The 22,036-nt window shown below is 62.2% G+C and carries 14 protein-coding genes; 7 read left to right on the top strand and 7 right to left on the bottom strand.

Annotation, left to right across the window (positions count from 1 at the left end; all coding sequences use genetic code 11):
- Nucleotides 1–71: 71 nt before the first annotated feature.
- The 5 genes from ACODSJ_RS11570 to ACODSJ_RS11550 all read left to right on the top strand — a co-directional run bounded on the left by ACODSJ_RS11570 (nucleotide 72) and on the right by ACODSJ_RS11550 (nucleotide 5,635).
- Nucleotides 72–1,667, top strand: a complete 1,596-nt coding sequence (locus ACODSJ_RS11570) for an ABC transporter substrate-binding protein (RefSeq protein WP_489101842.1) — start codon at nucleotides 72–74, stop codon at nucleotides 1,665–1,667.
- A gap of 76 nt (nucleotides 1,668–1,743) precedes the next feature.
- On the top strand, nucleotides 1,744–2,754 hold the full coding sequence (locus tag ACODSJ_RS11565; protein WP_489101841.1) for an ABC transporter permease subunit: 1,011 nt from the start codon (nucleotides 1,744–1,746) through the stop codon (nucleotides 2,752–2,754).
- Between the two features lie 10 nt (nucleotides 2,755–2,764).
- Nucleotides 2,765–3,676 carry an ABC transporter permease subunit gene (locus tag ACODSJ_RS11560; protein ID WP_489101840.1) on the top strand — a complete coding sequence of 304 codons (912 nt, stop codon included), beginning with the start codon at nucleotides 2,765–2,767 and terminating at the stop codon, nucleotides 3,674–3,676.
- 10 nt (nucleotides 3,677–3,686) lie between these two features.
- Nucleotides 3,687–4,655 (top strand): ABC transporter ATP-binding protein, encoded by a 969-nt coding sequence (locus ACODSJ_RS11555; RefSeq protein WP_489101839.1) that lies wholly within the window; start codon nucleotides 3,687–3,689, stop codon nucleotides 4,653–4,655.
- The gene (locus tag ACODSJ_RS11550) at nucleotides 4,655–5,635 is read left to right on the top strand and encodes a peptide ABC transporter ATP-binding protein (protein WP_489101838.1); all 981 of its coding nucleotides are present in this window, start codon (nucleotides 4,655–4,657) and stop codon (nucleotides 5,633–5,635) included. The genes ACODSJ_RS11555 and ACODSJ_RS11550 overlap by 1 nt, the downstream gene beginning before the upstream one ends.
- A 212-nt stretch (nucleotides 5,636–5,847) precedes the next feature.
- On the opposite strand, the gene ACODSJ_RS11545 is transcribed toward ACODSJ_RS11550, so the two are convergent.
- The gene (locus ACODSJ_RS11545) at nucleotides 5,848–6,099 is read right to left on the bottom strand and encodes a hypothetical protein (RefSeq protein ID WP_489101837.1); all 252 of its coding nucleotides are present in this window, start codon (nucleotides 6,097–6,099) and stop codon (nucleotides 5,848–5,850) included.
- 350 nt (nucleotides 6,100–6,449) lie between these two features.
- Nucleotides 6,450–8,033 carry a peptide chain release factor 3 gene (locus ACODSJ_RS11540; RefSeq protein ID WP_489101836.1) on the bottom strand — a complete coding sequence of 528 codons (1,584 nt, stop codon included), beginning with the start codon at nucleotides 8,031–8,033 and terminating at the stop codon, nucleotides 6,450–6,452.
- Between the two features lie 613 nt (nucleotides 8,034–8,646).
- On the opposite strand from ACODSJ_RS11540, the gene ACODSJ_RS11535 reads away from it, so the two are divergent.
- On the top strand, nucleotides 8,647–9,810 hold the full coding sequence (locus ACODSJ_RS11535) for a type III PLP-dependent enzyme (protein WP_489101835.1): 1,164 nt from the start codon (nucleotides 8,647–8,649) through the stop codon (nucleotides 9,808–9,810).
- 51 nt (nucleotides 9,811–9,861) lie between these two features.
- On the opposite strand, the gene ACODSJ_RS11530 is transcribed toward ACODSJ_RS11535, so the two are convergent.
- Together ACODSJ_RS11530 and ACODSJ_RS11525 are read right to left on the bottom strand one after the other, a co-directional pair.
- Nucleotides 9,862–10,719 (bottom strand): hypothetical protein, encoded by an 858-nt coding sequence (locus tag ACODSJ_RS11530; RefSeq protein WP_489101834.1) that lies wholly within the window; start codon nucleotides 10,717–10,719, stop codon nucleotides 9,862–9,864.
- Nucleotides 10,720–10,886: 167 nt separating this feature from the next.
- Nucleotides 10,887–13,154, bottom strand: a complete 2,268-nt coding sequence (locus ACODSJ_RS11525; RefSeq protein ID WP_489101833.1) for an alpha-xenorhabdolysin family binary toxin subunit A — start codon at nucleotides 13,152–13,154, stop codon at nucleotides 10,887–10,889.
- A gap of 488 nt (nucleotides 13,155–13,642) precedes the next feature.
- On the opposite strand from ACODSJ_RS11525, the gene ACODSJ_RS11520 reads away from it, so the two are divergent.
- Nucleotides 13,643–16,168: a PepSY domain-containing protein gene (locus tag ACODSJ_RS11520; protein WP_489101890.1), complete on the top strand. Its 2,526-nt coding sequence runs from the start codon at nucleotides 13,643–13,645 to the stop codon at nucleotides 16,166–16,168.
- 136 nt (nucleotides 16,169–16,304) lie between these two features.
- On the opposite strand, the gene ACODSJ_RS11515 is transcribed toward ACODSJ_RS11520, so the two are convergent.
- The 3 genes from ACODSJ_RS11515 to ptsP are packed head-to-tail and all read right to left on the bottom strand — an operon-like array spanning nucleotide 16,305 to nucleotide 21,869.
- Entirely contained in the window at nucleotides 16,305–18,050 is a 1,746-nt protein-coding gene (locus ACODSJ_RS11515) for a PTS fructose-like transporter subunit IIB (protein ID WP_489101832.1), read from the bottom strand.
- A 13-nt stretch (nucleotides 18,051–18,063) separates the two neighbouring features.
- Nucleotides 18,064–19,005, bottom strand: a complete 942-nt coding sequence (gene pfkB / locus ACODSJ_RS11510) for a 1-phosphofructokinase (protein WP_489101831.1) — start codon at nucleotides 19,003–19,005, stop codon at nucleotides 18,064–18,066.
- Complete coding sequence (ptsP, locus tag ACODSJ_RS11505; RefSeq protein ID WP_489101830.1) at nucleotides 19,005–21,869, bottom strand: phosphoenolpyruvate--protein phosphotransferase; 2,865 nt, start codon at nucleotides 21,867–21,869, stop codon at nucleotides 19,005–19,007. Before ptsP ends, pfkB begins: the two co-directional genes overlap by 1 nt.
- Between the last annotated feature and the right edge of the window lie 167 nt (nucleotides 21,870–22,036).

Below are 22,036 nucleotides of genomic sequence, written 5' to 3'. Positions count from 1 at the left end.
CCACCGGGCGGTCGACTCACGAGGTCGCCCGTCCGGTCTTTTGCCATTTAACCGATTGCAGAGGATTGACGATGAACATGACTCCCCTACGCGCTGCCATCGCCGCCGCGTTGCTGAGTGTCGCCGTTGGCGCCAGCGCCAAGCCCTTGGTGGTTTGCACAGAAGCCAGCCCGGAAGGCTTCGACATGGTCCAGTACACGACTGCAGTCACCGCCGATGCCGTGGCGGAAACCATTTTCAATCGCCTGGCCGACTTCAAGCCCGGCACCACCGAGGTGATTCCGGCCCTGGCCGAATCCTGGGACATCAGTGACGATGGCCTGACGTACACCTTCCACCTGCGCAAGGGTGTCAAGTTCCACACTACCGACTACTTCAAGCCGACCCGCGACATGAACGCCGACGACGTGGTCTGGAGCTTCCAGCGCCAGCTGGACCCGAATCATCCATGGCACAAACTGTCGAGCGTGGGTTTCCCGTACTTTGAAAGCATGGGCTTCAAGGAACTGCTCAAGAACGTCGAGAAAGTCGACGAGCACACGGTCAAGTTCACCCTGACCCGCCGCGAAGCGCCGTTTCTGGCCGACATCGCCATGGCCTTCTCCTCGATCTACCCGGCCGAATACGCTGACCAGTTGCTCAAGGCCGGCAAGGCCGGCGACCTCAACAGCAAGCCGGTGGGCACCGGGCCGTTCGTCTTCCAGCGCTACAACAAGGATGCCCAGGTACGCTTCAAGGCCAACCCGGACTACTTCCGCGGCAAGCCACCGGCCGATGCGCTGGTATTGGCCATCGCTACCGACAACAACGTGCGCATGCAAAAGCTCAAGACCAACGAGTGCCAGATCGCCCTGTACCCCAAACCCGACGATATCCCGAGCATCAAGAAAGATCCGAACCTGAAGGTCACCGAGCTGGACGCGATGACCGTTTCCTACACGGCCCTGAACACCAGCCATAAGTACATGAGCGACGTGCGGGTGCGCAAAGCCATCGACCTGGCCTTCGACAAGGAAGCCTACGTCAACGCGCTGTTCGGCAAGGGCAACGCCACCGTCGCGGTCAACCCCTACCCGCCGACGCTGCTGGGCTTCAACCATGACCTGAAGAACCCGACCCGCGACCTGGACAAGGCCCGCCAGTTGCTCAAGGAAGCCGGCGTGCCGGAAGGCACCGTGTTCACCCTGTTCACCCGCAACGGCGGCGGCCCAACCAACCCCAACCCGATGCTCGGTGCGCAGATGATGCAGGCCGACTTGGCGAAGGTCGGGATCAAGGTCGACATCCGCGTGATGGAATGGGGCGAAATGCTCAAGCGCGCGAAGAACGGCGAGCACGATATGGTCTCCGCCGGATGGGCGGGCGATAACGGCGACCCGGACAACTTCCTGACGCCTATGCTCAGTTGCGAGGCCGCCAAGAACGGCGAAAACTACGCGCGCTGGTGCAACGAGAAGTTCCAGGCGCTGATCGACCAGGCCCGCGCCACAGTGAACCCGCAGGAGCGCATCAAGCTCTATGAACAGGCCCAGGTGCTTTTCAACCAGGACCAACCGTGGATCAGCATGGCCCACACTCGCATGTTCACGGCAATGCGCAACAACGTAGAGGGCTATGTAATCAGCCCGCTCACCACCAACAACTTCGCCACCACCCAGGTGAAGTAGATAAGAAAACGCCCGGCCGCTCTTGACCCTGAGAGAGGCCGGGCACGCCTAACCGGCTGATGAGGTACACCTGAAGATGTTTAGTTTTATTGCCCGCCGACTGGGATTGTTGATCCCCACGTTCTTCGGCATCACCTTGCTGACCTTCGCGTTGATTCGCATGATCCCCGGCGACCCCGTGGAAGTGATGATGGGCGAACGTCGGGTCGATCCCGAAATGCATGCTCAGGCAATGGAACGCCTTGGCCTCAATAAACCGCTGTATGCCCAGTACCTGGACTACGTCGGCAAACTGGCCCACGGTGATCTCGGCGAATCGCTGCGTACCCGTGAAAGTGTATGGACCGAGTTCAGTTCCCTGTTTCCCGCGACCCTGGAACTGTCCATGGCCGCCCTGTTGTTCGCCGGTGTCCTGGGCCTGTTGGCCGGGGTGATCGCGGCACTCAAGCGAGGGTCCCTGTTCGACCATGGGGTGATGGGCATCTCCCTCGCCGGTTATTCGATGCCGATCTTCTGGTGGGGCCTGATCCTGATCATGTTCTTCTCGGTGTCCCTGGGCTGGACCCCGGTGTCGGGGCGGCTCGACCTGCTTTACGACATCGAGCCGAAAACCGGCTTCATGCTGATCGATACCCTGCTGTCCGATGAGCCGGGCGCCTTCCTCGATGCGCTGCACCACCTGATCCTGCCGGCCATCGTGCTGGGCACCATCCCGCTGGCGGTGATCGCCCGCATGACCCGTTCCTCGATGCTCGAAGTGCTGCGCGAGGACTACATCCGCACCGCCAAGGCCAAGGGCCTGTCGCCTGCGCGGGTGGTGTTCGTGCACGGTCTGCGCAACGCGCTGATCCCGGTGCTGACCGTGGTCGGCCTGCAAGTCGGCACGCTGCTGGCCGGCGCGGTGCTGACCGAAACGATCTTCTCCTGGCCGGGCATCGGCAAGTGGTTGATCGAAGCTATCGGCGCCCGGGATTATCCCGTGGTGCAGAACGGCATCCTGTTAATCGCCTGCCTGGTGATTTTGGTCAACTTCGTCGTGGACATCCTCTACGGCTTTGCCAACCCACGCATCCGTCATCAGCGCTGAGATCAAATCCATGAGTACTCCAACTCCTTCGGTAGCAGTCGATCAAAGCCTGCTGTACCCGTCCCCGTACAAAGAATTCTGGCAGGCGTTTTCCCGCAACAAGGGCGCCGTGGCCGGGCTGCTGTTCATGGTCCTGGTGGTGTTTTGCGCGATCTTCGCACCGTGGGTCGCCCCTCACGACCCGAGCGAGCAATACCGTGACTTCCTGCTGACGCCGCCGGCCTGGCTGGAAGGTGGACAGCTCCAGTTCCTGCTGGGTACCGACGAACTGGGCCGCGACCTGCTTTCGCGGTTGATCCAGGGTTCGCGCCTGTCGCTGCTGATCGGCTTGTCGTCGGTGGTGATGTCGCTGATCCCGGGCATCCTGCTGGGGCTGTTCGCCGGGTTCTTCCCGCGAATCCTGGGTCCGACCATCATGCGCCTGATGGACATCATGCTGGCCCTGCCTTCGCTGCTGCTGGCCGTGGCGATCGTCGCCATCCTCGGCCCAGGCCTGATCAACACCGTGATCGCCATCGCCATCGTGTCGCTGCCGTCCTACGTGCGCCTGACCCGCGCCGCCGTGATGGGCGAACTGAACCGCGACTACGTGACCGCCGCCCGCCTGGCCGGTGCCGGCCTGCCGCGCCTGATGTTCATCACCGTGCTGCCCAACTGCATGGCGCCGCTGATCGTGCAGGCGACCTTGAGCTTTTCCTCGGCGATCCTCGACGCCGCCGCCCTGGGCTTCCTCGGCCTGGGCGTGCAGCCGCCAACGCCTGAGTGGGGCACCATGCTGGCCTCGGCCCGCGACTACATCGAACGCGCCTGGTGGGTGGTGAGCCTGCCTGGTTTGACTATTTTGCTCAGCGTGCTGGCAATCAACCTGATGGGCGACGGGCTGCGCGATGCGCTGGACCCGAAACTCAAGAATGCCGCCTGAGGAGATTCCCATGTCACTGCTAGAAATCAAGAATCTCAACGTCCGCTTCGGCGACGCCACCGCCGTGCCGGTGGTCGACGGCCTGGACCTGAGCGTGGAAAAAGGCGAAGTACTGGCCATCGTCGGCGAATCGGGCTCGGGTAAATCCGTGACCATGATGGCGCTGATGGGCCTGATCGAGCACCCCGGCATCGTCACCGCCGACGCGCTGAACTTCGATGGCAAGAACATGCTCAAGCTGAGCGCCCGCCAGCGCCGACAGATCGTCGGCAAGGACCTGGCGATGGTCTTCCAGGACCCGATGACCGCGCTCAACCCCAGCTACACCGTGGGCTTCCAGATCGAGGAAGTGCTGCGCCTGCACCTGAAGATGTCCGGCAAGGCCGCCCGCAAGCGCGCCATCGAACTGCTGGAAAAAGTCGAGATCCCCGGCGCCGCCAGCCGCATGAACGCCTACCCGCACCAGCTGTCCGGCGGCATGAGCCAACGCGTGGCGATTGCCATGGCAATTGCCGGCGAGCCGAAACTGCTGATCGCCGACGAACCGACCACCGCACTGGACGTGACCATCCAGGCGCAGATCATGGACCTGCTGCTGGCCCTGCAAAAAGAGCAGGACATGGGCCTGGTGCTGATCACCCACGACCTCGCGGTGGTGGCTGAAACCGCCCAGCGCGTGTGCGTGATGTACGCCGGCCAGGCGGTGGAAGTGGGCCAGGTGCCGCAGTTGTTCGACATTCCCGCGCACCCGTACAGCGAAGCCCTGCTGGCGGCGATTCCGGAGCACAGCATGGGCGCCGAGCGCCTGGCGACCTTGCCCGGCATCGTGCCCGGTCGCTACGACCGTCCGCAAGGCTGCCTGTTGTCGCCGCGCTGCCCCTACGTGCAAGACAACTGCCGCCAGCAACGGCCGGCCCTCGATCCGAAATCCAACAGCCTCGCCCGCTGCTTCTACCCGTTGAACCAGGAGGTGGCGTGATGGCCGTCGTACTTACCGCCCGTGACCTGACCCGTCATTACGAAGTGTCCCGCGGCATGTTCAAGGGCCACGCCACGGTGCGCGCCCTCAACGGTGTGTCGTTCGAACTCGAAGCCGGCAAGACCCTGGCCGTGGTGGGCGAATCCGGTTGCGGCAAATCCACCCTCGCCCGGGCCCTGACGCTGATCGAAGAACCCTCTTCGGGCTCCTTGAAAATCGCCGGCCAGGAAGTCTCCGGCGCCAACAAGGCCGAACGCAAGCAACTGCGTAAAGACGTGCAGATGGTCTTCCAGAGCCCGTATGCGTCCCTCAACCCGCGGCAGAAAATCGGCGATCAACTGGCCGAGCCGTTGTTGATCAACACCAGCCTGTCGGCTGCCGAGCGGCGCGAGAAAGTCCAGGCAATGATGAAGCAGGTGGGCCTGCGCCCCGAGCATTACCAGCGCTATCCGCACATGTTCTCCGGCGGCCAGCGCCAGCGCATCGCCCTGGCCCGCGCCATGATGCTGCAACCCAAGGTGCTGGTGGCAGACGAACCGACCTCGGCGCTGGACGTGTCGATCCAGGCCCAGGTGCTGAACCTGTTCATGGACCTGCAGCAGGAGTTCAACACCGCCTACGTGTTCATTTCCCACAACCTGGCGGTGGTGCAACACGTCGCTGACGATGTGATGGTGATGTACCTCGGCCGCCCGGTGGAAATGGGCCCCAACGAGGCGATCTACAGCCGTCCGCTGCACCCGTACACCCAGGCGCTGCTGTCGGCCACCCCGACCATTCACCCGGACCCGAACAAGCCGAAGATCAAGATCGTCGGCGAATTGCCCAACCCGCTCAACCCACCGCCCGGCTGCGCCTTCCACAAGCGCTGCCCGTACGCGACCGAGCGCTGCAAGACCGAAGAACCGGCCTTGCGTGCGCTCGATAATCGGCTGGTAGCGTGCCACTACGCCGAGCAATTCCTCGACGGCGCGGCGTAAGGCAAAAGGCAGCAAAGCACTTATGGCATAAAGCACTTGTGGCGAGGGAGCTTGCTCCCGCTGGCCTGCGCAGCAGGCCCAAAAGAAGGTCCGCTGCGCGGCCCAGCGGGAGCAAGCTCCCTCGCCACAGGGATAGCGTCAGGAAAAGAAAAACCCCTCCAGCCACCACTGAATATCAGTGTGAGCTGGAGGGGTTTTTCTTTGCTTGAAATCTACGTCTGGCTATCGCCTTCCTCTTCATCATCAGGAGGTGAGCCGTCGTCCGGCTCGTCCGGATGCGAGTCGGTGTCATCCTCTTCGTCCGAATCCGTATCCGCTGCCGCCAGCATCAACTCGCCTTGCACCCCTTGCCCACTCGATGCGTGTTCCTCCTGCCCATTGCATTGCGCCCACGCCATGGATGAGCCGAGCGATAGCATCACCACCAGTTTTATCAACAACAGTACGCGTAGAAACATGTTCATAGCCGATTCCTTTTGTGTTCCGGATGAAGCCGGGGCCTGATGGCGCTAAGGAAAATCTAGTTCTGAACAGGCCGGTTCACCAGATAGGACGCTGTGGGACCGACAGAATTGCCCGGGGCGGACAGATTGGTTTCGAATAAGGGTTATCTCCAAAACGACTAACGCCCGAAGTCCTATGTGGGAGCAAGGCTTGCCCGCGATGGCGGCGATCCATTCAATAGCGATGCGAACTGACCCACCACTATCGCGAGCAAGCTTTGCTCCCACAGGGGAACCCTCCAGGCTTAAGCCTGGGCCATAAAAAACCCCGCGGCTTTCGGCGCGGGGTTTTCGGGTTTGACGCTCAGTGCTTAGTGATGCTCACGCGTCGCGCGGAATTTCACATCGGGCCAGCGCTCTTCCATCAACGCCAGGTTGACCCGGGTCGGGGCCAGGTAGGTCAGGTGACCGCCGCCGTCCAGCGCGAGGTTTTCCACGGCCTTGTTGGAGAATTCCTCAAGCTTCTTCTTGTCGCTGCATTCGATCCAGCGGGCCGAGTACACGGTGATGGGCTCGTAGGAGCATTCGACCTTGTATTCCTCTTTCAAGCGGCTGGCGACCACATCGAACTGCAGCACGCCGACGGCGCCGAGGATGATGTCGTTGCTGCGCTCCGGGAAGAACACCTGGGTCGCGCCTTCTTCGGCCAGCTGTTGCAGGCCCTGGCGCAGTTGCTTGGACTTGAGCGGATCCTTCAGGCGTACGCGGCGGAACAGTTCCGGGGCGAAGTGCGGGATGCCGGTGAAGCCCAGCGCTTCGCCTTCGGTGAAGGTATCGCCGATCTGGATAGTGCCGTGGTTGTGCAAACCGATGATGTCACCGGCAAAGGCTTCTTCCAGTTGCTCGCGTTCCGAGGAGAAGAAGGTCAGGGCGTCGCCGATGCGCACGTCCTTGCCGGTGCGCACGTGGCGCATCTTCATGCCTTTTTCGTATTTGCCCGAGCAGATGCGCATGAAGGCGATGCGGTCGCGGTGCTTGGGGTCCATGTTCGCCTGGATCTTGAACACGAAGCCTGAGAACTTCTCTTCCACCGGCTCCACGGTGCGCTCGTTGGCCACGCGCGGCAGCGGGCGCGGGGCCCAATCGACCACGGCGTCGAGCACATGGTCCACACCGAAGTTGCCCAACGCGGTCCCGAAGAACACCGGGGTCATCTGGCCGTCGATGAATTCCTGCTGGTTGAACTCATGGCAGGCGCCCTGCACCAGTTCCAACTGCTCGATGAAACGCTCGTATTCGTCGCCCAGGTGCGCGCGAGCTTCGTCAGAGTCGAGCTTCTGGATGATCTTGGTTTCGGTGCGCTCATGGCCGTGACCGGCGGTGTAGACGATGATGTAGTCGTCGGCCAGGTGGTACACGCCCTTGAAGTCACGGTAGCAACCAATCGGCCAGGTGATCGGCGCGGCCTTGATCTTCAGGACGGCCTCGATCTCGTCGAGCAGTTCGATCGGGTCGCGGATGTCACGGTCGAGTTTGTTGATGAAGCTGACGATCGGCGTATCGCGCAGGCGGCAGACGTCCATCAGCGCGATGGTCCGTGGCTCGACGCCTTTACCACCGTCGAGGACCATCAACGCCGAGTCGACCGCCGTCAGGGTGCGGTAGGTGTCTTCGGAGAAGTCTTCGTGGCCCGGGGTGTCGAGCAGGTTGATCATGTGCTCGCGATACGGGAACTGCATGACCGACGTGGTAATGGAAATACCCCGCTGCTTTTCCATCTCCATCCAGTCGGAAGTGGCATGGCGGTCGGACTTGCGGGATTTCACCGTGCCGGCCACCGCAATCGCCTTGCCCATCAGCAAGAGCTTTTCGGTGATGGTGGTCTTACCGGCATCGGGGTGGGAAATAATGGCGAAAGTGCGGCGTTTCGCGACTTCGGCGGCCTGTTTGGTCATGGGAAATCGCCTGGCAGGTGATTCAAAAAAGGGCCGGGAGTATAGCCCGAAACACCGCCCATGGACCACCCGTGCCGAGGTGATCGCTCCCCGCCAGGGCGAGGTGGGAAGGCTTGGCGTGCGGCAGCGAAACAGATCCGAAGGAACATCAATCCGTCACACAGGTCGGTTACATCATGAGCCGTCGTGGGCCGCACGACGGATGTGTGCAAAAACGCGACATTTTTAGTTGATCTCAGGCCCCTCACGCCCTAAAGTTCGCGCCGAACGTCCATGCTGGAAACGATCCATCCGGCTCAAGTACTGACGACGAGACAGCAAGGCCAAGGGCATCCTATTTCAGGTCGTTTGAGAGCGTAGCGAGCGCAGGCAAGACAAGGCGGGAAGAGGCGAGGAAGCGGAATTTACTGATTGTAAATGAGCATTCCGAGCCTCTTCCCAACGCAGTATTGCCAAGCGCAGTAGCTCTCAAACGACCTGGATGGCCTTTTTGCTTTCGGCGGCAATGCCTTGGGAAGTAGGCGAACCAAAGTGGGGATACGGAGGACGTTCACGAGGGCTAACCGCCCCTTACACCCATTGATCCTGATGTTTGCCAGTAGGAGTCCCAAGTATGTCGATCCAGGTCGAAGACTATTTCGCGCGCGAAACTTTCCAGAAAATGAAAGCGTTCGCCGACAAGCAGGAAACCCCGTTCGTGGTGATCGACACCGCGATGATCGCCCAGGCCTATGACGACCTGCGCGCCGGGTTCGAATTCGCCAAGGTGTACTACGCCGTCAAGGCCAACCCGGCAGTGGAAATCATTGACCTGCTCAAGGAAAAAGGCTCGAACTTCGACATCGCCTCGATCTATGAGCTGGACAAGGTGCTGGGCCGCGGCGTGACCCCGGGCCAGATCAGCTACGGCAACACCATCAAGAAATCCCGCGATATCCGCTACTTCTACGAGAAGGGCGTGCGCCTGTATGCCACCGACTCCGAAGCCGACTTGCGCAACATCGCCAAGGCCGCACCGGGCTCGAAAGTCTATGTCCGCATCCTGACCGAAGGCTCGACCACCGCCGACTGGCCGTTGTCGCGCAAGTTCGGCTGCCAGACCGACATGGCCATGGACCTGCTGATCCTGGCCCGTGACCTGGGCCTGGTGCCGTACGGCATCTCGTTCCACGTCGGTTCGCAACAGCGCGACATCAGCGTCTGGGACGCGGCGATCGCCAAGGTCAAAGTGATCTTCGAACGCCTGAAGGAAGAAGACGGCATCGAATTGAAGCTGATCAACATGGGTGGCGGCTTCCCGGCCAACTACATCACCCGTACCAACAGCCTGGAAACCTACGCCGAGGAAATCATCCGTTTCCTCAAGGAAGACTTCGGCGACGACCTGCCGGAAATCATCCTGGAGCCGGGCCGTTCGTTGATCGCCAACGCCGGTATCCTGGTCAGCGAAGTGGTGCTGGTTGCACGTAAATCCCGTACCGCGGTCGAGCGTTGGGTGTACACGGACGTGGGCAAGTTCTCCGGCCTGATCGAAACCATGGACGAAGCCATCAAGTTCCCGATCTGGACCGAGAAGAAAGGCGAGATGGAAGAAGTGGTCATCGCCGGCCCGACCTGCGACAGCGCCGACATCATGTACGAAAACTACAAGTACGGCCTGCCGTTGAACCTGGCCATCGGTGACCGCCTGTACTGGCTGTCGACCGGCGCCTACACCACCAGCTACAGCGCGGTGGAATTCAACGGCTTCCCGCCGCTGAAATCGTATTACGTGTAAGCCACTGGCTGCGTAACCCCGAAAGCCCGTGACGTCTGTCACGGGCTTTTTTCATGCCTTGAGTCGGGCAGACATGTCGATCAGGGCATCTACCATCTGGCTCAGTTCTTCCAGCGGATAAGCCAGCTGGGCCATCGAACTTCTGGCGCGTCTGAGGCTGCAGTGCTGATCGTTGGATTGAAGCTCGTCCTTCATACAGACCAGGAAATAATTCATGCGATGACAGAAGTCGGCAAAGTTATTACCGGCTGAGATGGCGCGTGCGTATAACCCATTCAACACCTTCAGATGCTCATTGGCCTTTGCTCGACGTTGCGCCTGGGAATGCTGCTGCGCCGGGTCGTACTGCATGTTCGGCAAGGCGATGCGCCCCAGGCTGTAGTACGCCTCGATCTTCGAGACCGGGGCATCGCAGACACACAGCCGCAATGCCAATGACTCGATAAAACGCACGAAAATGCGGTGGATCGTCTGCGAAACTTCAACGATCAGGGACTTGAAATGCGCAGTGACCTTCGCGCATTGATTCAGCCGCAAACAGAGATTGTTGATCAGGTACAGGACATCAGGCGGACGATTGGTCCCTTGCGATCCTGCGTTGATCGGTGTGAAGCGCAACGGATCGACCGTCCCGAGGGGCTGGCGACGCGCCGGGCCGGTCGCGCCTTGCGCCACTTGTTCAAGCTCTGCGAGAAACGTGGCCGTTTGCGCCACCAACTGGCGGCCCATGGTGCTCAGTGACGGAACGACCATGGCAATCGCCCGCCAACGCCCTTCATTGGCAATGGCGGCCCGCGTCAGCGCCTGGGCATCGGGCGGGGTCATCAGTACGTGGCCCGAGCGTTGGAAATCGTCTGAAAAGCGCTTGATCTCCGCCAGTGCGCCAGGAAGATCACTCAGGAAACTCATGTATTCTCTCAAGGACGCAAAGTCCTTCGCGTCCAGTAAATAATCCGACATGACCGGTCATCCAAACCAGAACGACCGTCGGTCAGCCGTGCACGGGGCGCAGCCCATCCCGACGGTCGTGTCATCTACTCATCGACAGCTCACCGCCATCGCCCTTTGGTCGAGGTTCAACGAGGTGCCAGGGGCAGCGACAGCGGCTCCAGGAACACGAGGAACTGCCGTATCCGGCTGATGAAACCGGCGCGATGTTCCGCCAGCTCGGCTTGACTGCCGGTCTTCGCCTGCTCGGCAAACAACTGGAAACCTGTGAGCGCGCGTTGATATTCAGCCACGTAGCGTCGACGCTCATCGTCCAGGGCATGAAGGACCTGGAGGAATTCGACTTTGCCCTTGAGCGAGGCGAGCCCGGCCTCGTTCAGCTCGATGTCCCGCGCCAGGGCCTGGATGCCCGCCACCAGCTTGTCGCGCTGGCGCAACAGGTCGAGCAAGCGCAACCCTTCGCCGACTTGTCCGAGGGTCTTTTTCAGCTGCTCGACAGCAAACATGACCAACTGCACCTGGGGCGGCGCGATACCGAGCTTGGTGATCTCGTCCACCGTCAGCAGCAGATCGTTGCCAATCTGCTCGACGCCACTGGGTTTGAGTGCATTGAGCGCCTCGGTGAGCACACGGCGTTTGTCCTGGCCCTCGGCGTGCTCCTGTTTCAATTGCACGAGGGTGGCCTCGACAGCGCGCTGGTCTTTTTCAAGATCGTCAATGAATCCCAGGGTCAAGCGGCGATCGAAGGTGGCATTGATGGCCGACAGTTGGCCGAAGAGTCGACGGGTTGATTGCCCCAGCAGCGTCCCGATACTGTCCAGCGCTTTGGCGCGGTCGGCCTGGATGTCGGCAATTTCCTGCTCATCCTCCTCATTCGCCCACTCTTTCTCCAGCCTTTCCAGGCGCCCCAGTTCGACTTCGAGCTTGATCTTCGTGCTCAGAGCCGCATGGCTCAAGACATCGGCGCTGGTGCGCACGTCGCTCGCCAGGGCACTGAACCGCTCATACAAGGCTGGCAGGTAGTTCCATCGGGTGAAGAGCGTAAGGGCCTGGACCGCAGACTCTTGTACCCGCGCGCCGCTCTCGGCCATGAGATTGAGATCGACATTGGGATAACCTGCCCGCAATGCGGTGTAGCCGGCAAAACGGGGACGCACGCCATAATTGCGCTCGTACTCGGTGTCGGCTTCCTTGAACACCGCGATCAACGCATCCGCATCGCTCTCGATCTGCTTCCACGGCTTGACCACTTCACGGAACGCCGCCATGAATTGCCGGAGTCGCAACGCGTCGGTAATCCCGGCCACCGCTTCCTGGGAGCTTTGCAGGTAGAGGTGCATGACATTCCAGACGTGCATCAGGTTCTGCGTAGCGATATCCGCATCGACAGCCACCAGCTCAAGCCCTTGCAGGTCATGTTTGACCCGACTCAGGGAACCCAGGGTCTGGTTCCTGGCCCTGAGTGTTTCGAGCGCCTCTTCCTGCTCCTTGTACAGGCGATTCCTCTCGGCCCGAATGTTTTCCGCTTCGACGCCCAGATAAATCGCCAGGGCCAGGCCGACGAGATTCAACCCGGCCGCGGCACCGATGGACTTTTCCACAGCGGCTTTATAGGCGGCGTTCTTCTCGTCGATTTGCAAGGCGCGCTCATCGACCTGCTGCTTGAGGATGCTGACGTCGGCCGGCAACGAACTACTACCAATCAAACCCAGGCGCAGTTTGATCTCAGGCAGGATGTACACGCGCAGATCGTAACCAAACGTCGCCAACGTTTCCTTGATCGCGCTGACACTCTTCAGATTCCTCTCGACGTGATTAAAGATCTTTTCAAGATAGGCGCCAAAATCATCGACATCGTCCGGATCCACTTCAATTCCCAGGAACTTATCGCCCAGTTGCAGTTCCAGTCTTTTTAGTTGTTCCAGTGTATTGACCTGATATTGATCAAGTTGAACGGCCGTCCTGACTTCCCCGTAGACCTCTTCCATGGCCTCGCCGTAAGTGAGCATGCTGGAGGCAAACAGTTTCAACTGACTGCCGGTCAACATGATGGCTTCACGCAACGGCGACCAGCGCTGGGCATGACGTCGGGTAGCACTGAAGGTCTTCAGGAAGTCATCGGCCTTGAGCCCGACGCCGCCGCCCGCTGCGTCACCAAAATTCAGATAATCCTTCACATCGCCCAGGGTAAAAGGCAGCGCCAGGGCAGCCGCTTCATATTTGCGCAGGTCGATGATTTGTTTCTTGGTCAGCAACAACCCTTTGCCACGGGACTCGCCCTCCCGTTCCGGGGCCGAAGCGTTGGACAGTGTCTTTGGCGCCAACTGGGCAAATCGGGTGATGTCGTCAGGCGAGGCAGCATGGAGCGCATCATCCCAGAGTGCATTGAAACTCATAATTAATCCTTTAATTACGTGGTTATTTAATTCTGTGGTTATTTAATTCTGTGGCTATTTAATTCTGTAGCTATTTAATTCTGCGGCTATTCAATTCCGTGACTGCAATGGTGTCTTCAAGTGATTTGAAAATTCATTAAATCGCAGTCACGGCACACTAGGGTATTGCTGCAAACGAAGTCAAAGACCGAAAAAAACATAAATATTAGAAAATGATGCAATGTCACGGACGAACTTGTTCCGCATTGATTGAAATGGTTTACGGAACATAGATGACACGCCGCCACAAGAACCGGTCCCCATCGGTCCGCGATGCGAGCAGGCCATCGATAGCGCGGTAACGGCCCTGCCGCTCTCGCAAGCAGGTTCGCCCCTTGCGCATGAGTCCCACGGCTCAGGACTTTTTGCACTTATCATGAATGCTTCTCGATAACAAATGGCATAATGCACGCCGTGTTGAACAGTCATGAATGAACAAGGCGGGTGACGTGTTGAAGAAAACCCTGTTCCAGTTGCACTGGTTTTTCGGCATCAGTGCCGGGCTGGTCCTGGCGTTGATGGGCATTACCGGTGCGACGGTTTCGTTCCAGGACGAGATCCTGCGGGCACTGAACCCACAGGTGCTGATGGTCGAGAAGCAACCAACCGGCGTCTTGCCGCTCGCCGAACTGGTGGAGCAGATCGAGGCTACCGCCGGCAAAACCGTCGCCATGCTCTGGGTCGAGACTGACAGCGAGCACGCCGCACGGGTGATTTTCGCCGCACCTCCCGGGGAAAAGCGCGGCCCCATGCGCTATTTCAATCCCTACACCGCGCAACTCATGGGCGACGTGACGGGCCAGGCGTTCTTCGACGTGGTGCTCAAGTTGCACCGGGTCCTGACCCTCGATGACGTGGGCCGGCAGATCACCGGTGCGTGCACGTTGATCCTGGTGTTCTTCTGCCTCTCCGGGCTGTACCTGCGCTGGCCGCGCCAATGGAAAAACTGGCGTGCATGGCTGACCCTTGACTGGGCGAAAAAGGGCCGCAGCTTCAACTGGGACCTGCATTCGGTGGCCGGCACGTGGTGCCTGGCGTTCTACCTGCTCGCCGCCCTGACCGGGCTCACCTGGTCCTATGACTGGTACAACAAAGGCGTGACCCGCCTGCTCTCCGACTCGCCGAAAGCGGAGCGGGTACGCAATCGCGCTCCGGTGCCGAGCGGCCCGCCGCCGGTGGCCGACTATCGGGCCATGTGGAGCAGCATCTACAGCGCCGCCGGCCCAGACCTGTCGTCTTATAACGTGCGCATGCCGCCGGTGGCCGGCCAGCCCGCCACGGTGTTCTACCTGCTGAAGAACTCGCCCCACGACCGGGCGCTGAATCAACTCATCATCGACCCGGCCACCGGCACGGTCGAGCAGCACAGCCGCTACGGCGACAAGAGCCTCAAGGCGCAGTTGCTGACCAGCGTCTATGCGCTGCACGTGGGCAGCTATTTCGGCCTGGCCGGACGGATCCTGGTGACCGTCGCCGCGCTGAGCATGCCGCTGTTCTTCATCACCGGCTGGCTGCTGTACCTGGACCGACGTTGCAAGAAACGCCAGGTCCGACAGGCGCGCCAGGTGCTGTCCGCCAACCCGACCGATGCACCGGCGTGGCTGATCGGTTTCGCCAGCCAGAGCGGTTTCGCCGAGCAACTGGCCTGGCAGACCGCCGGCCAACTCCAGGCCGGTGGATTACCGGTGAAGGTCCAACCCTTGGCCGACCTCAGCGAGCAAGACTTGAACGACTGCACTCAGGCGTTATTCGTCGTCAGCACCTTTGGTGACGGCGAAGGGCCGGACAGCGCCCGGGGCTTCGAACGCAACGTGCTGGGCCGGGCGTTGAGCCTCGCGCACCTGCGCTATGCCGTACTGGGCCTGGGCGACCGGCAGTACCAACACTTCTGCGGCTTCGCCCGGCGCCTGCACGCCTGGCTGGCCGAGCACGGCGGCAAGACCCTGTTCGCCCCGGTGGAAGTCGACAGCGGCGACCCTTATGCGTTGCGACACTGGCAACAGCAACTGGCCGAGCTGACCGGCCAGCCCTCGACCGACACCTGGCAGGCACCCGCCTTCGAGCATTGGACGTTGGGCCAACGCACCTTGCTCAACCCCGACAGCAGCGGTTCGGGCGTGTACCTGCTGGGTCTCTCCGCCCCCGGCCCGAGCAGTTGGCTGGCCGGTGACCTGGTGGAGGTCCTGCCGCGCAACGACCTGTGGGCCATCGAACATTTCCTCGACGGCCTGGGCCTTAGCGGCAACGCGCGCGTGCAGGTCGACGGCTTGCCGCACACCCTGGAGCAGGCATTGGCCAGCCGCCAGTTGCCGCAGAACCGTGCACACCTGGTGGGCCTGCATGCCCAGGCACTGGTGGAGGCGCTGGCACCGTTGGCGATGCGTGAGTACTCCATTGCCTCGATTCCGGCCGATGGCGTACTCGAACTGATCGTGCGCCAGGAATGTCACCCCGACGGCAGCCTGGGTGTCGGCTCCGGCTGGCTCACCGAGCATGCACCGCTGGGCAGCGCCATCAGCCTGCGGGTGCGGCGCAACAGTGGTTTCCATCTGCCACGCCAGGGTGTACCGATGATCCTGCTGGGCAACGGCACTGGCCTGGCCGGCCTGCGCAGCCTGCTCAAGGCCCGCATCGCCGAAGGTATGCAGCGCAATTGGCTGCTGTTTGGCGAGCGTCATCGCGAACACGATTTCCACTGCCGCGATGAGCTGCAGGAATGGGTGACCTCTGGCGACCTGGAGCGCCTGGACCTGGCCTTCTCCCGCGATCAGGATCAGAAGATCTACGTCCAGGACCGCTTGCGCGAAGCCGCCCCACTGCTCAAGCAATGGCTGGACGACGGCGCGGCGATCTACATCTGCGGCAGCTTGCAGGGCATGGCCGCGGGGGTGGACCAGGTGCTCAACGAAGTGCTGGGCGCGGCAGAAGTGGAGCGGCTGATCGAGCAGGGGCGGTATCGGCGGGATGTCTATTGACCGCCAACCCCATTCCCTGTGGGAGCGAGCCTGCTCGCGATTGCGGAGTGTCAGACAACAGGGTTGTTGCTGATGCACTGCTATCGCGAGCAGGCTCGCTCCCACAGGGGGGCCATTGGTGTTCACAGAAAAGCGATCACGCCTTGGCCGGCTCCAACGCCATCTCCACCGTTTCCGAGCGCTTGAGCAGCGCATACGCCACGGCCGTCAACAGGCTGCCCGCGACAATCGCCAGCAGGTACAACAGCGCATGGTTGATGGCGTTGGGGATCAGCATCACGAACAACCCGCCGTGAGGCGCCATGAGTTTGCAGCCGAAGTACATCGACAATGCACCGGTCAGCGCACCGCCGGCGATGCTGGCCGGGATCACTCGCAGCGGGTCCTTGGCGGCGAACGGAATCGCCCCTTCGGAGATGAAGCACAACCCCAGCACCAGCGCCGCCTTGCCGGCCTCACGTTCGGTCTGGGCGAATTTGCGCCGGGCGATGAAGGTGGCGATGCCCAGGCCAATCGGCGGGACCATGCCGGCAGCCATGGTCGCGGCCATCGGGGCGTAACTCTGGGAAGCCAACAGCCCCACCGAAAAGGCATAGGCCGCTTTGTTGATCGGCCCGCCGAGATCGACGCACATCATCCCCCCCAGCAGCACACCCAGCAGAATCGCATTGGTGGTGCCCATGCTGTCGAGGAAATGGGTCAAGCCTTCGAGCATGCCCGCCACCGGCTTGCCCACCACGTAGATCATCACCAGGCCGGTGAACAGGCTCGCCAGCAGCGGGATGATGAGGATCGGCTTGAGCGCTTCCAGGCTCTGGGGCAGGCGCGCGTAGCGGTTGATCGCCTTGGCTGCATAACCGGCGAGGAAACCGGCGATGATCCCGCCGATGAAGCCCGCACCGAGGGTGCTCGCCAGCATCCCGCCGATCATGCCCGGCGCCAGGCCCGGACGGTCGGCGATGGAATAAGCGATGTAGCCGGCCAGCAACGGCACCATCAATTTGAACGCCGTGTCGCCGCCAATCTGCATCAGCGCCGCCGCCAGCGTGCCAGGCTCCTTGAACGCGGTGATGCCGAACACGAACGACAGGGCGATCAACAAACCACCGGCCACCACCATGGGCAGCATGAACGACACCCCCGTCAGCAGGTGCTTGTAGGCCCCGCTTTTTTCCGCTTTGGCTGGGCTTGCCGCCCCGCTCGCCACGCTTTCCTCACGCCCCTCGGCCAAGGCTTTTTTCAGGGTGGCTTCGGCCTGTTTCAAAGCGATGCCAGTGCCGCAACGGTAGATTTTCTTGCCGGCAAAACGCTCGGTGGCGACTTCGATGTCGGTCGCCAGCAACACCACATCAGCGTCGGCGATGACGTCGGCGCTCAATGGATTGCGCGCACCGACCGAGCCCTGGGTTTCCACTCGCAGCTCATAACCCAATTTCGTCGCCGCCTGCTGCAAGGCTTCGGCGGCCATGAAGGTGTGGGCGACGCCGGTCGGGCACGCGGTGATAGCCACCAGCCGCGGGGCGCGTTCGCCGGGCTGCGCCGAAGGTTCGTCCGCGACGACATCCGCGGCCTGCAGCACCTGGGCCTCTTCGGTGCCACGGCGCAGCAGCGAATCGACGTCTTGCAGGGCCTGGGCCGGGGTGCTGCGGAACACGCGCTTGCCAACGAAACGCGACAAGTCCAGCGGGCCGCTGGCGACCAGCAAGATCCACTCGGCGGCCTCCAGGGTGGCCGTCGACAACTGGCGTTCCGGATGGGCCGCGTCATGGACTTCGACGCTGGTGCTCCAACCCTGGCGCTGGGCCGCCGCGTCCAGCAGACGGGCGCATAACACACTGGTGACCATGCCGTTCGGGCAGGCCGTCACAATGGCTAATTTCATCTTGCGAACCCTCTTATTGTTCTGTCAGGGGGCGCACGCGCACGCCCTGTTCAAGCGACGCCAGCAACGCGGTGTCGTGGATGCCAAAACCGATCTGCGTGACCGCCATGGCCGCGATGGCCGTGGCGGTGCGCAGGGTCTGCTGCGGGGTGTCGGCGCTGAGCAGGCCATGCAGCATGCCCGCCAGCAACGAATCCCCGGCGCCCACGGTACTGGCGACACTGACCTTGGGCGGCGAGGCATGCAGCGCCGAACCGACGCTGAACCAGTTCACGCCGTCGGCACCGTGGGAAATCACCACGTGCTCGATGCCTTGGACGTGCAGGCGCTGCGCCGCTTGCGCCTGGGCCGTCTCGCTCACCACCTCGCAACCCAGGGCGTCGGTCAGTTCCTCGGTGTTCGGCTTGATCAGCCAGGGCCCCGCCGCCAGCGCAACGCGCAAGGCTTCGCCGCTGGTGTCGAGGGCGACCTTCAAGCCGAGTTTTTTCAACCGCGCGATCAACGCCTGCAACCATTGCGGGCTGATGCCCCGGGGCAGGCTCCCCGCCACCACGACCACGTCGTGGCCGGGGGCGATGCTGTCCAGTCGTTCCAGCAAGGCCTGCTGGGCAGCCTCATCGACCACCGGGCCCGGCCCGTTGAGGTCGGTGATGCGCCCGTCCTGCTCGGCCAGCTTGATGTTGCTGCGGGTTTCGCCAGGGACGCGGATAAAAGCGTCGACAAAACCACGCTGGGTGAACAGGGTCTCGAACACCTGGGCGTTGTCCTCGCCCAGAAAGCCGCTGACCGTCAGCGTATGGCCGAGGTCGGCCAACACCTGCGCCACGTTCACGCCCTTGCCTGCGGCGTGGCAGTGCATGCCATCGCTGCGGTTGACCTGGCCCGGCTCCAGCCGCGCCAACTCTACCGTGAGGTCGAGCGCCGGGTTGAGGGTCAGGGTAAGAATCCTAGCCATTACAAGGCCTCCACTAATGCGCGCACGTCGTCGGCGCTGCCCACGGCCAATGCCTCTTGGGCCAAGGTTTGTACCTGCGCCAGGCTCAATTCGCGGACCCGCGCCTTGACCTCGGCAATGCTGCGGGCCGAAACGCTCAGTTCGTCCACGCCCAGGCCCACCAGCACCGGCACCGCCAGTGGATCGGCCGCCAGCTCGCCACACACGCCGACCCATTTGCCATGGGCATGGGCCGCGCGCACGGTGATGTCGATCAGTTGCAGCACCGCCGGGTGCAAGCCATCGGCCTGGGCCGACAGGGTCGGGTGACCCCGGTCGATCGCCAGGGTGTACTGGGTCAGGTCGTTGGTGCCGACGCTGAAGAAGTCGACTTCCTTGGCGAGCACCGGTGCCAGCAACGCGGCGGACGGCACTTCGATCATGATCCCCAGTTGCAGGTCCGTCACGGGGATTTCCCGGCGCAAGCGCTCGGTCATGTCCCGGGCCTGGCGCCATTCCTCGACGCTGCCGACCATCGGGAACATGATCCGCAACGGTCGATTGTCCGCCGAACGCAACAAGGCCCGCAGTTGCGCTTCCATGACCTGCGGACGCTGCAAGGTCAGGCGAATGCCGCGCACGCCAAGGAACGGGTTTTCTTCTTTGGCGATCGGCCAATACGGCAGCGGTTTGTCCCCACCGACATCCAGCGTGCGCACCACCAGCGGTCGCCCGGCCAGGCCATCGAGCACCTTGCGGTATTCGGCTTCCTGGGTCGCTTCATCCGGTGCCTGAGGATGGGCCATGAAGATCAGTTCGGTGCGCAACAAGCCGATGCCTTCGGCGCCCTGCTCCACCGCGCCCGTGACGCCGGCGCTCTCGCCAATGTTGGCAAACACTTCCACGGCATGACCGTCACGGGTCAGCGCCGCTTGATGACGCTGCTCGGCAGCGACCTTGAGACGCTGCTCGCGGGTGTCACGCTCTTCAGCGGCGCGTTGCAAGGTGGCGGCGTCGGGGTCCACGTGCAGGCGACCGCGCTGGCCATCGAGCAACAGCGAGGTGCCCGGCGCCAGCAGCAACACCGCCGCACCGGCGCCCACCAGCGCTGGAATACCCAAGGCCCGGGCAACGATGGCGCTGTGAGCGGTGGCGCCGCCTCGGGCAGTGAGAATCCCCGCCACGCGACTTGGGTCGAGGCGCGCCACATCGGACGGACCGACTTCGTCCATCACCAGGATGTACGGCTGATCGGGTTCGCTCGGGGTCTGGACGCCGCACAGTTGCGCCAGCACCCGCCGACCGACGTCGCGCAGGTCGGCGGCACGTTCGGCGAGCAAGGCGTCCTGCAAGGCTTCCTGTTCTTTGGCGGCGGCTTCGATCACGCCCATCCACGCCGCTTGTGCGCTCTCGCCCAGCTTCAGGCGAGTGTCGACTTCGTCGCTCAGCTCCGGATCGTCGAGCATTTCCTGGTGGGTGATAAAGATTTCGCGGATGGCCTTGGCCTTGGCGCGTTCGACCAGGCCTTCGATGTCGCGGCGCACCTGGTTCAGGGCATTTTGCAGACGCTCGCGCTCGATGGCCGGCGACTCACCGCGCAGCGGATAGTCGATGGCTTGCAGCACCTGGACATGGGCCGGGCCGATGGCAATGCCCGGCGCGGCGGGAACGGCCTGGACCAGGCTCCCCGGTGCGGGCGCCACCACGACCTCGGCAACTTCGGCCACGACCGCTTCCTGCGGCGCGCTCGATGGCGGCAGCGGCTCGACGTCTTCGCCCAGGCCCTCTTCAATGGCCGCCAACAACGCCGGCAGCGCATCGGCGGCAATGCTCGGCTCGGCGATGAGTTCCAGCACTTGGCCGCGACGGGCGCCGAGGCTGAGCAACTTGCTCAGGCTCTTGACCGACACGGCGCTGTCCTGGCCATCGACGATGCGCACGCGGATCTCGCCTTCGAAACTCTTCGCCAACTGGGCGAGGATCTTCGCCGGACGCGCATGCAGGCCATGGGCGTTGGCCAGGCCGATGCGTGCGCTGGGCCAGTCGGCAGGCAGCTCGCCGCCCAAGACTTCCAGCACCTTGCGGCTGCTGGTGGCGCGGCCCAGTTCGTGGCCACGGCCTTCGATCAACAGCGCACAGAGCCTTTCCAGCAAGGCCTGGTGCGCCTCGCCGAGGCTGGCCAGGCAAAACAGGCCACTGAGGGGCTGGCCCAGGTAACGAATCGGTTTGTCCGGGGTGACGAAGGCCAGGCCCGGACGCTTGACGGTCTGTTCGCTGTGCAGCCACCACAAGCCATCGCCCAGGGGCAACGCGTCCACTTGCTGCAAGACCCCGGCAAAGCCGTTGCTCACGCAGTCGGCCTGGCGCAACAAACGGGCGCCACGCCAGACCAATTCTTCGAAATCGTCAGCCGACACACCGAGGCCGATCATCTGCGCATCCAGGGCCAGTTCCTGCGGCGCACCTTGCAGCAGCTTCAGCAACGCTTCGGCGGAACCGGCACGGCGCAGGGCCTGGCCCAGGTCAGTCTCGCCGAGGGCGCGGGTCAGCAGTTGCAGCAGGCGCAGGTGTTCGTCGGACTTGGCCGCGATACCAATCGCCAGGTAGACGATCTGACCATCACCCCAATCCACGCCCTCAGGGAATTGCAGCAGACGCACACCGGTCGAATGAACCAGGTCGCGGGTCTGCGGGGTGCCGTGGGGGATGGCAATACCTTGGCCAAGAAAGGTCGAGCCCTGGGCTTCGCGAGCCTGCAAGCCGGCGAGGTAACCCTCAGCCACCAAGCCATCGGCCACCAGTTTGTCGGCGAGCAGTTGCAGTGCAGCGTCTTTATCCACAGCGGTCTGAGCCATGGATATCTGCTCTAGAGTGAGCTCGAGCATGCTTTCTCCTTTTTGGCGGCCAATTGGCGCCAGGTATTGTTTTGAATGAATCAGCTTAGCGTTGCAGGATGACTTTTGGCGTGATCACGGCAGAAGGGCCAAAAATCCTGCTAGCCTTGAAAATACGCTTGCTGAAACGTTTAATCTAGAAAGATTGGCACGTTACT

This window comes from Pseudomonas sp. FG6, from assembly GCF_057809015.1.
This window is presented reverse-complemented; position numbering and strand designations above follow the sequence as displayed.